14 protein-coding genes are annotated in these 13,533 nt (G+C 65.0%); 10 read left to right on the top strand and 4 right to left on the bottom strand.

Annotation, left to right across the window (positions count from 1 at the left end; genetic code table 11):
* The first annotated feature begins 125 nt into the window (after positions 1-125).
* Genes DT068_RS03465 through soxA form a run of 8 tightly spaced genes read left to right on the top strand, consistent with a single transcriptional unit; the run spans position 126 to position 6,225 of the window.
* Positions 126-596 (top strand): (2Fe-2S)-binding protein, encoded by a 471-nt coding sequence (locus DT068_RS03465; protein ID WP_119388395.1) that lies wholly within the window; start codon positions 126-128, stop codon positions 594-596.
* A gap of 10 nt (positions 597-606) precedes the next feature.
* Positions 607-2,775, top strand: a complete 2,169-nt coding sequence (locus tag DT068_RS03460; protein WP_119388394.1) for a xanthine dehydrogenase family protein molybdopterin-binding subunit — start codon at positions 607-609, stop codon at positions 2,773-2,775.
* On the top strand, positions 2,772-3,089 hold the full coding sequence (locus DT068_RS03455; RefSeq protein WP_368904402.1) for a c-type cytochrome: 318 nt from the start codon (positions 2,772-2,774) through the stop codon (positions 3,087-3,089). Before DT068_RS03460 ends, DT068_RS03455 begins: the two co-directional genes overlap by 4 nt.
* The gene (locus DT068_RS03450; RefSeq protein ID WP_368904401.1) at positions 3,037-4,326 is read left to right on the top strand and encodes an FCSD flavin-binding domain-containing protein; all 1,290 of its coding nucleotides are present in this window, start codon (positions 3,037-3,039) and stop codon (positions 4,324-4,326) included. Before DT068_RS03455 ends, DT068_RS03450 begins: the two co-directional genes overlap by 53 nt.
* Positions 4,323-4,757 carry a sulfur oxidation c-type cytochrome SoxX gene (soxX, locus tag DT068_RS03445; protein WP_119388393.1) on the top strand — a complete coding sequence of 145 codons (435 nt, stop codon included), beginning with the start codon at positions 4,323-4,325 and terminating at the stop codon, positions 4,755-4,757. The genes DT068_RS03450 and soxX overlap by 4 nt, the downstream gene beginning before the upstream one ends.
* A gap of 3 nt (positions 4,758-4,760) precedes the next feature.
* Positions 4,761-5,141, top strand: coding sequence for a SoxY-related AACIE arm protein (locus DT068_RS03440; RefSeq protein WP_119388392.1), 381 nt, complete (start codon positions 4,761-4,763; stop codon positions 5,139-5,141).
* Positions 5,138-5,458 carry a thiosulfate oxidation carrier complex protein SoxZ gene (gene soxZ, locus DT068_RS03435; protein WP_119388391.1) on the top strand — a complete coding sequence of 107 codons (321 nt, stop codon included), beginning with the start codon at positions 5,138-5,140 and terminating at the stop codon, positions 5,456-5,458. Before DT068_RS03440 ends, soxZ begins: the two co-directional genes overlap by 4 nt.
* A complete protein-coding gene (gene soxA, locus DT068_RS03430) occupies positions 5,458-6,225 on the top strand; it encodes a sulfur oxidation c-type cytochrome SoxA (protein ID WP_119388390.1) in 768 nt (255 codons plus the stop codon). Before soxZ ends, soxA begins: the two co-directional genes overlap by 1 nt.
* 215 nt (positions 6,226-6,440) lie before the next feature.
* On the opposite strand, the gene DT068_RS03425 is transcribed toward soxA, so the two are convergent.
* Both DT068_RS03425 and DT068_RS03420 read right to left on the bottom strand, forming a co-directional pair.
* Positions 6,441-7,880: an ATP-binding protein gene (locus DT068_RS03425; protein WP_119388389.1), complete on the bottom strand. Its 1,440-nt coding sequence runs from the start codon at positions 7,878-7,880 to the stop codon at positions 6,441-6,443.
* On the bottom strand, positions 7,877-8,596 hold the full coding sequence (locus tag DT068_RS03420; protein ID WP_119388388.1) for a response regulator: 720 nt from the start codon (positions 8,594-8,596) through the stop codon (positions 7,877-7,879). Before DT068_RS03420 ends, DT068_RS03425 begins: the two co-directional genes overlap by 4 nt.
* A 180-nt stretch (positions 8,597-8,776) precedes the next feature.
* Here DT068_RS03420 and DT068_RS03415 point away from each other — a divergent pair, with 180 nt between their 5' ends.
* Together DT068_RS03415 and DT068_RS03410 are read left to right on the top strand one after the other, a co-directional pair.
* Entirely contained in the window at positions 8,777-9,466 is a 690-nt protein-coding gene (locus DT068_RS03415) for an adenylate/guanylate cyclase domain-containing protein (protein WP_162913989.1), read from the top strand.
* A 2-nt stretch (positions 9,467-9,468) separates the two neighbouring features.
* The gene (locus tag DT068_RS03410) at positions 9,469-9,903 is read left to right on the top strand and encodes a winged helix-turn-helix transcriptional regulator (RefSeq protein WP_368904400.1); all 435 of its coding nucleotides are present in this window, start codon (positions 9,469-9,471) and stop codon (positions 9,901-9,903) included.
* Here DT068_RS03410 and DT068_RS03405 read toward each other — a convergent pair.
* Both DT068_RS03405 and DT068_RS03400 read right to left on the bottom strand, forming a co-directional pair.
* The gene (locus DT068_RS03405; RefSeq protein WP_119388385.1) at positions 9,881-12,463 is read right to left on the bottom strand and encodes a TRAP transporter permease; all 2,583 of its coding nucleotides are present in this window, start codon (positions 12,461-12,463) and stop codon (positions 9,881-9,883) included. The genes DT068_RS03410 and DT068_RS03405 overlap by 23 nt on opposite strands.
* Positions 12,464-12,540: 77 nt before the next feature.
* A complete protein-coding gene (locus DT068_RS03400) occupies positions 12,541-13,512 on the bottom strand; it encodes a TAXI family TRAP transporter solute-binding subunit (protein WP_119388384.1) in 972 nt (323 codons plus the stop codon).
* Between the last annotated feature and the right edge of the window lie 21 nt (positions 13,513-13,533).

The raw sequence follows: 13,533 nt of genomic DNA, 5'->3' as shown, positions 1-13,533 counted from the left end.
CTCAGGAGCGACAGCCCATTACAAATTGGCAATGTCGCGACCAAGATTCTGCGACAGGCGGCTCATAGCCTCGCATCCATGCAGCACGCTGCACCCCATCCTATCCAACATCTCAGGAGACCCCGATGGCCCGACTGACGATCAATGGCACGACACGCGACATCGATGTCGATCCCGACACGCCGCTTCTCTGGGCCTTGCGCGAGCAGGCCGGCCTCACCGGAACCAAATATGGCTGCGGCATCGCGCAATGCGGATCCTGCACGGTGCATGTCGACGGTGTCGCGACACGCTCCTGCTCCATGCCGGTGAGCGCCTTCACGCCGGAACAGCAGATCGTGACCATCGAAGGCCTGTCGCCCGATGGATCGCATCCGGTGCAGAGAGCCTGGTTGGCGCTCGACGTTCCGCAATGCGGCTATTGCCAGGCCGGCATGATCATGGCGGCGGCGGCGCTCATCGCCCAGAATCCCAAGCCCAGCGATGCCGATATCGATGCCGAGATGACCAATATCTGCCGATGCGGCACCTATAACCGCGTGCGCGCGGCAATCAAGCTCGCCGCATCCGGCGAAACACCCGCAAGCAATGGCTGAGGAGGCATCCATGACATTCGTTCCCGCCGTTTCACGCCGCCATTTCATCGCCGGCTCGCTCGCCGCCATGGGCGGACTGACGCTCGGCTTCCATGTGCCGCTGCCCGGCCGCGCCGCCGCCGAGGAGACCGCGCCCGAGATCAATGCCTGGGTGGTCGTCAAGCCCGACGAGACCGTGATCATCCGCATCGCCCGCTCCGAGATGGGCCAGGGCACGCTGACCGGCCTCGCCCAGCTCGTCGCCGAGGAGCTCGAATGCGACTGGGCAAGAGTCACCACCGAATATCCGACACCCGCCGCCAATCTGGCGCGCAACCGCGTATGGGGCAGCTTCTCGACCGGCGGCAGCCGCGGCATCCGTGAATCGCATGAATATGTGCGCAAGGGCGGCGCCACCGCGCGCGCCATGCTGGTCGCCGCCGCCGCCGCGGAGTGGAAGGTAGCACCCGCGGAATGCACCGTCGCCAAGGGTGTCATCAGCCACGGCGCCAGCGGGCGCAGCACGACCTATGGCAAGGTCACGGCGGCCGCGGCGCAGATGGCGCCGCCCGCCGATGTCACGCTCAAGGACCCGAAGGACTGGACCATCGCCGGCAAGCCGCTGCCGCGACTTGACACCGCCGACAAGCTCACCGGCAAGCAGGTCTATGGCATCGACCTGCAACAGCCCGGCATGCTCAATGCCGCGATCAAGGCCTGCCCGGTATTCGGCGGCAAGATCAGGAGCTTCGACGCGTCGGCCATCACCGCCATGCCGGGCGTCAGGAAGGTCGTGCAAGTGGATGAGGCAACAGTTGCGGTCGTCGCCGATACATGGTGGCGCGCCAAGACGGCGCTCGATGCCTTGCCGATCACCTGGGATGACGGTCCCAACAAGGACCTCACCAGCGCCGCGATCGCCGACATGCTGGCGCAGGGGCTCGAGGCGCAAGAGGCATTCATCGGCAATGAGAATGGCGATGCGCACAAGGCGCTTGCGGGTCCCGGCAGGCAAGTGACCGCGACCTATGCCTATCCCTATCAGAATCACGCCACGATGGAGCCGATGAACGCGACAGCGGTCTGGACGGCGGAAAAATGCGAGGTGTGGGTGCCGACGCAGAACGGCGAAGGCAGCCTCGCCGCGGCGGCGGAAGCAGCCGGCCTGCCGGCGCAGCAATGCGACATCCACAAGATCCATCTCGGTGGCGGCTTCGGCCGGCGCGGCGCCTTCCAGGATTATGTGCGCCAGGCCGTGCTGATCGCCAAGGAGCTGCCGGGCATACCGGTGAAGCTCATCTGGTCGCGCGAGGAGGACATGCTGCATGGCGCCTATCACCCGACCACGCAATGCAAGCTCACCGGCGTGCTCGACGAGCAGAACAACCTGACGGCGCTCCATATGCGCATATCGGGCCAGTCGATCCTCGCCGCGGTCAGGCCGGACGGCATGCAGAACGGCAAGGATCCCGTCGTCTTCCAGGGCCTCCTCGCCACGGGGCCCGAGAACGAGTTCGGCTATTCGATCGACAATCTCCTGGTCGATCATGCGATGCGCAACCCGCCGGTGCCGCCGGGCTTCTGGCGCGGCGTCAATCTCAACCAGAACGCGCTTTATGTCGAATGCTTCATGGACGAGCTCGCCCATGCGGCGGGCCAGGATCCGCTCGCTTTCCGGCGCAAGCTCATGGCCAAGCATCCCAAGCATCTGGCCGTGCTGAATGCGGTGGCCGAGCGCATCGGCTGGGACAAGCCGGCGCCGCAAGGCGTGCATCGCGGCCTCGCCCAGATCATGGGCTTCGCCAGCTATGTCGCGGCGGCGGCGGAAGTCTCGGTCACCGACGGCCGGCTCAAGATCCATCGCATCGTGGCGGCGACCGATCCGGGCCATGCCGTCAACCCGGCGCAGATCGAAAGGCAGGTCGAAGGCTCCTTCGCCTATGGCCTGTCCGCCAGCCTCTATGGCGAATGCGTCGTCGCCCAAGGCCGCATGGAGCAGGAGAATTTCGACACCTATGAAGTGATGCGCATGGCAGACATGCCGCCCGTCGAAACGATCGTTCTGCCTTCGGGCGGCTTCTGGGGCGGCGTCGGCGAGCCGACCATCGCGGTGGCGGCGCCGGCGGTGCTCAATGCACTCTTCGCCGCGACCGGCAAGCGCATCCGCACCATGCCGCTCAAGAACCACAGCCTGGCATGACCAGGCCCTGGTCCTATCGTGGGATCAGCCACGGCATGATTGTCGTGGCCCTGCTCGCGGTCCCGATCCAGGCGGCAGCGCAGCCCTCAAGTGCTGCCGCCTGCTCCGGCTGCCATGCACCGGTCAACGACGGGCCGGTGCCGGGCCTGATCGGCCGCCCGGCCGGCGAGATCGTCACGGCGATGGCGGCCTTCCGTGCCGGCGAGCGCACGGCGACCGTGATGGACCGCATCGCAAAGGGTTATTCCGATGAAGAGATCAATGCCATCGCGCAGTGGTACGCGGCGCAAGGCCAGCCGGCGGGCAATCCTTAAAAGCGCCCTTGCCGGAATAGCGACCCTTGCCGCGCCGCCCGTGCTCGGCCAGGCCAAGGCGCATGTCATCGTCATCGGCGGCGGCTTTGCCGGCGCCACCTGCGCGCGCCGCCTCAAGGCCGCGGACGGCACCATCGCCGTCACGCTGGTCGAGCCCAATGCCCGCTTCACCGCCTGCCCGTTCAGCAATGCGGTGATCGCGGGCCTGCGACCGATCGAAGCGCAATATTTCGGCTATGACGGCGTGAAGCAGGCCGGCGTCGACATCGCCGGGCAGATCGTCGTGGCGATCGAGGCGGAGGCCCGCCAGGTGCATTTCGCCGACGGCGCGCGCCTCGACTACCAGCGTCTCGTCCTCGCTCCCGGCATCGACATCAGATTCGATGCGCTGCCCGGCTATGACCAGACCGCCGCCGAGATCATGCCGCATGCCTGGAAGGCGGGCGCGCAGACGCTCCTGCTGCGCCGCCAGCTCGAGGCCATGGCCGATGGCGGCGTCGTGGTGCTGTCGGCCCCCGCCAATCCGTTCCGCTGTCCGCCCGGCCCCTATGAGCGGGCAAGCCTCATCGCATATTATCTCAAGACGAAAAAGCCACGCTCGAAGCTGATCCTGCTCGATGCCAAGGATACCTTCTCCAAGCAACGCCTGTTCGAGGCGGCCTGGAAGACACTCTATCCCGGCCTCATCGAATGGGTGCCCTTGTCGGGAGGCGGACGCGTCATCGAGATCGATGCCAAGACCCGGACGCTCGTCACCGAATTCGGCAGCCATCTCGCCGATGTCGCCAATGTCATCCCGCCGCAAAGGGCCGGCGCCGTCGCCATCGCCGCAGGCGTCGCCGACCAGACGGGCTGGTGCCCGATCGATCCCCATACATTCGAATCGAAGCTTGTGCCGAATATCCATGTCATCGGCGATGCGGCGATCGCCGGGGCGATGCCGAAATCCGCTTTCGCCGCCAATGCGCAAGCGAAGGTCTGCGCCGATATGATCGCGAGCCTCATCCGCGGCGAAGACCCGCGCGAGGTGAAGCTCATCAATACCTGCTACAGCCTGGTCGCACCCGATTACGGCATATCGGTCGCCGGCGTCTATGCGCCGCGCGACGGGCTGCTGACCGAGATCAAGGAAGCGGGCGGCGTCAGCCCGCTCGAGGCGCCGGCGGCGCAGCGTGAAGCGGAAGCCACTTATGCGCAAGCCTGGTTCCAGACCATCACACGGGAAGTCTTCGGATGAGGCTTGCCCTCATCGTCGTGGTCCTCCTGGCGGCGCCGGCCGCCGCCGAGCCGCTGCGTTCCTATTCGATCGCCGGCGATGCCATCGTCCAGCCGCTCACCGGTCACCCGGGGGATGCATCACGCGGGCGGACACTGCTGGCCAACCGCCAAGCCAGCCTGTGCCTCCTGTGCCACCAGGCGCCTGTGCCCGAGCCCCATGCGCAGGGCACGCTGGCGCCCGATCTCAGCGGCGTGGGCGGCAGGCTTTCGGAAGGACAGATCCGGCTGCGCATCGTCGACATGGCGCATATCAGTCCTTCGACCATCATGCCCTCCTATTACCGCATCAGCGATCATCCGCGGACCGCTGAGGCCTGGCGCGGCAGGCCGGTGCTCGGGGCAGAAGACATCGAGGATATCGTTGCTTTCCTCGTGACCCTCAAGGAGTGAGAGATGACAACACGTCCGACGCTGGCGGAAGCAGTGCGCGGCTTTACCGGCAATCGTGACGTCCGGCCCGGCCGGGTCAAGCTCGATGTTCCGCCGCTGGTAGAGAATGGCAATGCGGTCGGCATCACGGTCACGGTCGAAAGCCCGATGAGCGCCAACGACCATGTCCGGCGCATCGGCCTCTTCAATGAGAAGAACCCGCAAGCCGATATCGCGGTCTTTCATCTCGGGCCGCGCGCCGGGCGGGCCAGGATATCGACCCGCATCCGCCTCGCCAGCTCGCAGACCGTCATGGCCGTCGCCGAAATGAGCGACGGCAGCCTCTGGTTCGGCGAAGCGCAAGTGATCGTGACGCTCGCCGCCTGCATCGAGGACTTGCTGTGACGCGGGCCCTCATCAATACGCCGAAGCAGGCACAACAGGGCGAAGTCATCGAGATCAGGGCAATGATCGCCCATGTCATGGAGACGGGGCACCGGCGAGACGCGCAGGGCGCTGCCGTGCCGCGCAACATCATCCATCGTTTCCAGTGTCTCTATGATGATGTCGAGATCTTCGCGGCCGACTTCTATCCGGCGATGGCGGCCAATCCCTTCATCGCCTTCAGCACCGTCGCGACGACAAGCGGCGTCCTGACCTTCGCCTGGACCGACGATCAGGGGACCATACAGCGCGCCACCGCCGAGATCACGGTCGTCTGATGGCGCTGAAGCACGGTCTCGCCGCGGCGGTGCTGGCTCTGCTCGGCGCCGGCGGGCTTGTCGCGCAGGAGAAACGCTCCGGCCTCGACTATATGACGCCCGAGACGCGTGCCATGCAGGAGGACGACATGAGCAATCCCGGCATGCTCTTCATTGCCGAGGGCGAAGGCCTGTGGCAGGCACCCGCCGGCGCGGCGAATATCGCCTGCAGCGGCTGCCACGGCACGGCGGCACAGAGCATGCGCGGCACCGCGACCCGTTATCCGGCGATCGAAGAAAGCACAAGGCGGCCGATCGATCTTGCCGGGCGGATCAATCTGTGCCGGCAGACGCAGCAGAAGGCGCAAGCTTTTCCGGCTGAAAGTCCGGAACTCCTGGCGCTCACCGCCTATGTCGCGCATCAGTCGCGCGGCATGCCGATCGCTCCGCCGGCAGATGACAGGCTGACACCCTACCGCAAGAGCGGCAGGGATCTGTTCGAACGCCGGCTCGGCCAGCTCGGCCTTTCCTGTGCCGCCTGCCATGAGGGGCATGCCGGCCAGAGACTGGGCGGCAGCATCATCCCGCAGGCGCATCCCACCGCCTATCCGCTCTATCGGCTTGAATGGCAGACGCTCGGCTCATTGCAGCGGCGCCTGCGCAACTGCATGACCGGCATGCGGGCCGAGCCCTTCGCCCATGGTGCGCCCGAACTGATCGCGCTCGAAGCCTATCTGATGTCGCGCGCCACAGGCCTTCCGATCGAGACGCCGGGGGTCAGGCCTTAATCGCTATCAGCCTCATGATCTCCCTCCACCGCCGGAGGCGGGGAGGGTGGCGCGCGGAACGCGCGACGGGTGGGGTCTCTCCGCGAGGGCGATCTGTCAGGCAAAGTACTCGCAACGCTCAGGTTAGCTTGTTGAATACTTGCCGGCTGAGGCACCCCACCCGATCTCCGCTTCGCTCCGACCACCCTCCCCGCGCTTCGCGCGGCGGAGGGAGACTAAGCCGCGGCGGGAAGGCGGCTGCTGGTGTCGATCGCCGGCAGGGTGATGATGGCGCGCAGGCCCGGGGCGCCGTTGATCAAACGGATGTCGCCGCCATGATTGCGCACGATGCTGCGGGCAATGGAGAGGCCGAGGCCTACGCCGCCCGTCTCGCGGCTGCGCGAATCCTCGAGCCGGAAGAACGGAACGAAGACCTGCTCGGCGAGATTGGACGGGATGCCCGGACCATCATCCTCGATGATGATCTCGATGCTGTCGTCGCCGCGCGCGAGCGAGACCCTGGCGCGCTGGCCATAGCGTACCGCGTTCTCGATGATGTTGCGGATGGCGCGCTTCAGCGCCTCCACCCGGCAACGATAGGGGATCTTGAGGCCGTTGGAGAAGGTGACGTCGTGGCCCATATCGGCAAGGTCATCGGACAGGCTCTGGACGAGCGCCGACAGGTCGATCGAGCGCGTCTCCTCGACGGTCGCCTCCTCGCGCGCGAAGCTCAGTGTCGCCTCGGTCATCTTCTGCATCTCGTCGATGGTGCTCATCATCTTCTCGCGCACCTCGCTGTCACTGACGAATTCGGCACGCAATCTGAGGGAGGTGATCGGGGTGCGCAGATCATGGCCGATGGCGGCGAGCATGCGGGTGCGGTCGGCGACGAAACGCTGCAGGCGCTCCTGCATCCGGTTGAAGGCCTGGGCGGTATGGCGGATGTCCTCGGGCCCGGTCTCCGGCAAGGGTGCCGTCGCCTCGCCGCGGCCCAAGGCTTCCGCGGCAACCGCCATGCGGCGCATGGGGCGGGTTATGCCGCGCGCCGCGAAGATCATGATGGCCGACAGGGTAAGCGCGGTGACGATGAGGGTGAGCACCGATTGCGATGTCCAGAAGCCGCTCATGGCGGGCTTGGCGAATGCCGTATTGAGCCAGCCGCCGCGATCGAGCTGCACGGCGAGACCGACGCCATAGTAATTGTCGAGACGGATGAACTTCGCCGGCCGCGGATAGTGCCACTCCGCCGACGAGACGTCCATCCAGGGCGATGTCGTTTGCCTGGCGCCGGTATTGTCGTGCTGGAGATCGTGCTTGATCGCCTTGGCGATAAAGACCGCCGATTCGGAGGTGGAGAACGGCTCGGTAAGGCGGGACCAGGCCGCCTGGCGCCAGGCGGCGGGATCGGCGGCCGGCCCTTCGCTCGTCACCCAATAGCGCGTGTTGAGCGTGTTGTTGGCGCGCGTGATGTCACTCTCGAGCGCCGGCGGCGTCGTCTCGATGAGCCGGGCCACCGCTTCGGCGCGGCTCAGGAACTCTCCCTTATAGGCCTCGCGCAGCGCATTGCCGCGCTCATCCATGGAGATGAGGAAGCTGATCGCCTGCGACAGGAGAAGAGCGAGCAGCATGAGGACGATGAACTGCGTGGCGATGCTGCGGTCCCAGAATTTCATCATGCCTGAGCCACCTCGGCCGAGAAGCAATAGCCGCCGCCCCAATGGGTCTTGATCAGCGCCGGCGTCTTGGGATCGACCTCGATCTTCTTGCGCAGGCGCGACACCTGATTGTCGATGCTGCGGTCGAAGAGCTCGGCGGTGCGCCCGACGGTGAGATCGAGGAGCTGGTCGCGGCTCAGCACCATCCCGGCATGATCGAGGAAAGCGCAGAGCAGGCGGTATTCGGCGGTCGAGAGCGGCACCGCGACGCCGTCGGCGCCGATGAGCTCGCGCCGGCCGACATCGAGACTCCAGCGGTCGAAGCGCAATTGCCTGGCCTTGCTGCGGCCGCGCTGGGGCGGCAGGCTGGTGACGCGGCGCAGCACCGCCTTGATGCGGGCCAGAAGCTCGCGCGGATTGAACGGCTTGCCGAGATAATCATCGGCACCGAGCTCGAGGCCGATGATGCGGTCGGTCTCCTCGGTCATGGCGGTAAGCAGGATGACGGGGATCTCGGTGGTGCTGCGCACATGGCGGCACAAGGACAGCCCATCCTCGCCCGGCATCATGATGTCGAGAACGATGAGATCGAAGGCGCTGCGGTCGAGAAGCCGGCGCAGGGCCTGGGCATTCTCCGCGATGCTGACGCGGTAACCATGCTTGGTGAGGTATTTTCCCACCAGATCACGGATGTCGCGGTGATCGTCGACAACAGCGATATGTGGTGTCGAGTCCATGAGACGATACCTACACCCGAGCGACCGTAAGTAAAGCTTCGCCCGCGGGAAAAATGTATCAAATTATGGCGAGGCCGGGGCCTGTGACAGATCATGGAAAACAAGGCCCGGTTCCGCCCAACTTCCGCGACCGCTCGGCCCCATATTGCACCCGTGACAGACATGACCGGGCAATCATCCATGTATCAGCAACGTTTCAGCGCCGCCGCTGCGCAGGGCCCATGGGCCGGCGCCCCAGGCGCCAGCCAGCAGCCCTTCGCCCCGCCGCAGATGACCTCGGCGGTAACGCTCTTCGCCGATATTGTCGGCTATACCGAGCATTGCGAGACACTCGGGCCGGAAGAGGCCTATCTGCTGCTGAGCGACTTCTACCGCCACACCAGCCATGCGACCACCATGCACAATGCCGCCATCGTCGATCATTTCGGCGATGAGCTGCTGGCGGTATGGAAAGGCAACATTCCGCTCGAAGTCCAGGCCTTCCGGGCTTTGCGCTGCGCCTTCACGATCCTGGGCGAAGTGGAAAGCTGGAACGAATGGCGCCGGCAGAGCCATCTCAGCCCGGTCAAGGTGGGGATCGGCATCCATGCCGGCCCGGTGATGCTCGGCCGCACGCTCGCCAGCCATGGCGGCGGCATGAGCGTGTTCGGCGACACCGTCAATATCGCCAGCCGGCTCGAGCGCCAGACGCGCCGCTTCGGCGCCGACATCGTCATATCGGACGAGCTCTTCCGCCTGATCGCGGGCGTCGCCGGCGATACGGCGATCCTCAATCACTTCCCGAAAACAATATCGGTCAGCCTCTCGGGCCGGGCGAAGCCGCTCGATGTGCGGCCGGCCATCATCCGTCCCGATTCAGCAGGAAAATGAACATGACATATTCAATGCATGAGACCTCACGGCTGCTGGCGGAACCAGCGATGGAGAGCGATGGCGCGGTCGCCACGCGCGCCGTCCTGTCGCGGCTCGGCGACCGATGGAGCGTGCTCACCCTCCATATGACCGATGACGGCCCGATCCGCTTCACCGAGCTGAAGCGCCGCATCGGACAGATCCATCCGATCTCGGCGCGCGTCCTGACCCGGACATTGAAGCAGCTGGAGCGCGACGGGCTGGTGACGCGGAAAGTCTATCCCGTCGTTCCGCCCAAGGTGGAATACAGGCTCACCCGCCATGGCGAAAGGCTGCTGCGGTTCAGCCGCGAGATCGTCGACTGGACACGGGAATTCCGCGCCGACTTCGAGGTCGCTCGCGACGCTTTCGAAGCGAGATCATTCCGCCAGATCAGGCCGCCGGCACCGCGGTGAGCTTGCGGCTGCGCCCATATTGCAGGGCCGCGATGCCGCCGGCGACCAACAGGGCAATGGCCGCCGGGATCACTCGCGAGGGCCGCTCCGCCGGCTCCAGAACCGAGATGATCTCATAGCCGACCTCAAGCCCGATGCGCTTGGCATAGGAGCCGAAGGCGACATCCGAGATCGTGACGCTTTCCCCCAGGGGTGACACGCCAAGACCCACCGCGCGCAGACGCAAGCGTGGCTCCTGGGGATGGCCAAGCGGCAGGCTGATGGTCTTGCGCACATCCTCGCCTTCGATACTGATGCCCTGGACCACGAAGACAATCCGCTCATCCTCCGGCGCCTGCTCGATCTTCTGCATGAAGGTGGCAGCGGGCACCTCGACCGCAGCAGGGTAGAAGCGATCCAAAACCCAGCCAGGGCGGAACATCGCAAAACAGCACAGCAGCAGCACCGCTGATTCCCACAGACGGCTCCGGGTCACGAACCAGTTCATGGTGGCGGCGGCGAAGAGCAGTATCGCCACGGTCGAGATCAGCACCACCCAGATCAGATGCGCCCAATTTGCGATGTCGATCAGCAGGATCTCGGGATTGAAGATGAAGACGAAGGGCAGGATCGCGGTGCGCAGCGAATAGAGCGCGCCCTGGAGGCCGGTGGCAATCGGGTCCTCCTTGGAGATCGCGGCAGCTGCAAAGGAGGCGAGGCCGACCGGCGGAGTGATGTCGGCCAGTATGCCGAAATAGAAAACGAAAAGATGAACGGCGATCAGCGGGATGGCGAGCCCCGCCTGGGCGCCGAGCTCGACCACGACCGGCGCCATCAGCGTCGCCACCAGTATGTAATTGGCGGTGGTCGGTATGCCCATGCCCAGCACCAGGGAGACCAGCGCGATCAGCACCAGCATGGCAATGACATTGCCGCCGGAGATGAATTCGACGAATTCGGTCATCATGAAGCCAAGGCCGGTCAGCGTGATGGTGCCAACGATGATGCCGGCGGTCGCGGTCGCGATCGCGATGCCGATCATGTTGCGGGCGCCGCCGGCGAGGCCGTCGATCAGATCATCGCGCGCGGCGATCCAGTTGCCCGACACCGGCTGGCGGCGGAACAGCGCCAGCAAGGGCTTGCGCGTCGCGACGATGGCGATGATCGCGGCGGTGGCCCAGAAGGCGGAAAGTCCCGGCGACATCTGCTCGATCGTGAGGCACCACAGGAGCACGACCAGCGGGAGGAGGAAATCGAGGCCGGTGCGGGTCACATCCCAGGCGCGCGGCAATTTGATGATGGGCGCATCGGGGTCGTCGAGCGCGAGATCGGGAAAGTGCGCCGCATACCATACCGTCCACAGATAGAGGGCTATGCCGGCTACCCCCAGAATCCACGCCGCATTGGCGCCGAAGATCATCTTGGCCGCCTGGATTCCATAGTAGATCAGGCAGAGCACGACGATGGTACCGGCCACGCCGAGCCCCGAGCGCAACAGCCTGGTCTTGCGCTCCACCTTCTCGCGCGGGATCGGCTTCGAACCGATCTTCACCGCCTCGAGATGGACGATATAGAGCAGCGACAGATAGGACAGGACCGCCGGCAGCAGCGCATGCTTGATGATCTCGGAATAGGGAATGCCGACATATTCGACCATCAGGAAGGCTGCCGCGCCCATGACCGGCGGCATGATCTGACCGTTGATCGAGGACGAGGCCTCGATGGCGCCCGCCTTCACGCCGGAAAGTCCGGTGCGCTTCATCAGCGGAATCGTAAAGATGCCGCCCGAGACGACATTCGACACCGAGGAACCGGAGACGACTCCATTGAGGGCGGAAGAGATGACCGCCACCTTGGCCGGCCCGCCGCGCAAATGGCCGAGAAGGGCAATGGAAATCTGCATCATCCAGTTGCCGGCGCCCGCCTTGTCGAGCAGCGTGCCGAAAAGCACGAAAAGGAAGACGAAGCTGGTCGACACACCGAGCGCTATGCCGAAGACGCCTTCGGTGACGAGCCACTGGTGGGTAAGGAAGCGGCTCACCGAGGCGCCCTTATGCTGGATGACCGAAGGCATGTAGGGGCCGGCGAAAGTGAACAGGATGAAGAACACCGCCACGATCACCATGGGCAGGCCCAGCGAGCGGCGTGTCGCCTCGAGCAGCAGGAGGATGCCGACACCGGCGGTCACGAGATCGAGCATGGTCGGCTGGCCCGGCCGCGTCGCCAGCTGATCATAGAACAGGAAGAGATAGGCGCCGGCAAAGGCCGCGAGCAGCGACAGTATCCAGTCGGCAAGCGGAATCTCTCTGCGCGAGGAGGATGCAAAGGCGGGATAAGCGGTGAATGCGAGGAAGAGCGCGAAGCCCAGATGGATCGAGCGCGCCTCGGTGTCGTTGAGGATGCCGAAGCCCAGCATGAACGGCAAGGGCGAGGCATACCAGAGCTGGAACAGCGACCAGGCGATCGCCGTCCACAGCAGGAGCTGGCCGGCCGCGCCTTTCGGCTTGCGTCCGCCGGTGTCAGCTTCCGCCACCAGTTGATCGAGATCGACGCTCGGCGCTGCTTCGGTCCTGGCCTGCATGGTTCCCTCCCCCAAGATTCAGCATAGGGGCCGCCAGCATTTTCGCCTCGCGGCCCCCTAACCCAAGCCGGCTGCTCTTACTTCAGCCAGCCCTTTTCCTTGTAGTACTTCTCAGCCCCCGGATGCAGCGGCGCCGACAGGCCGTTCTTGATCATGTTCTGCGGATCAAGATTGGCGAAGGCCGGATGCAGCTTCTTGAACTCGTCGAAATTCTCGAAGGTCGACTTCACCAGCTGGTAGACGACCTCCTCCGGCGCGCTGGCCGACGTGACGAGCGTCGCCGTCACGCCAAAAGTCTCGGTCGCATCCGGATTGGAATTGTACATGCCACCGGGAATCGTCGCCTTGGCGTAATAGGCATTGTCGGCAACGAGCTTGTCGACGGCCGGCCCGGTGAGCGCAACGAGCCTGGCACCGCAGGTCGTTGTCGGGTCCTGTATGTTGGCTGACGGGTGGCCGACGCCATAGAAGAAGCCGTCGATCTTGCCGTCGCACAAAGCCGGGCCATGCTCATCGGCCTTGAGCTCAGAGGCGAGCGAGAAATCGCCGAGCGTCCAGCCCATGGCGGCCAGCAAGCGCTCCATCGAGGCGCGCGTGCCGGAGCCCGGATTGCCGACATTGAACCGCTTGCCCTTGAGATCCTCGAACTTGGCGACGCCGGAATCGGCGCGCACCAGCACAGTGAAGGGCTCCGGATGGATGGCGAAGACGGCGCGCAATTCGGGGAAGGCCTTGCCGTCATACTCGCCCTTGCCGTTCAGGGCATTGAACTGCACGTCCGATTGCGACATGCCGAAATCGAGCTCGCCTTCCTTGATCGTGTTGATGTTGAAGGCCGAGCCACCGGTCGATTCGACCGAGCAGCGGATGCCGTGCGTCTTCCTGTCCTTGTTGAGCAGCCGGCAAATGGCGCCGCCGGCAGCATAATAGACACCGGTCACGCCACCGGTGCCGATGGTGATGAAGCGCTGATCCTGGGCCGATGCCGGTCCTGCCGCCAGCAGCGCAATCATTCCAAGACCGGTGAGAAGTCCCAATCGTTTACTCATCTGCTTTCCTCCTTGTCGTTG

Origin of the sequence: Taklimakanibacter lacteus (assembly GCA_003576695.1) — a bacterium.
Taxonomy (GTDB): Bacteria; Pseudomonadota; Alphaproteobacteria; order Rhizobiales; family Aestuariivirgaceae; genus Taklimakanibacter; species Taklimakanibacter lacteus.
Note: the sequence above shows the minus strand (reverse complement) of the source record. Positions and strands in the feature narration are given on the sequence as shown.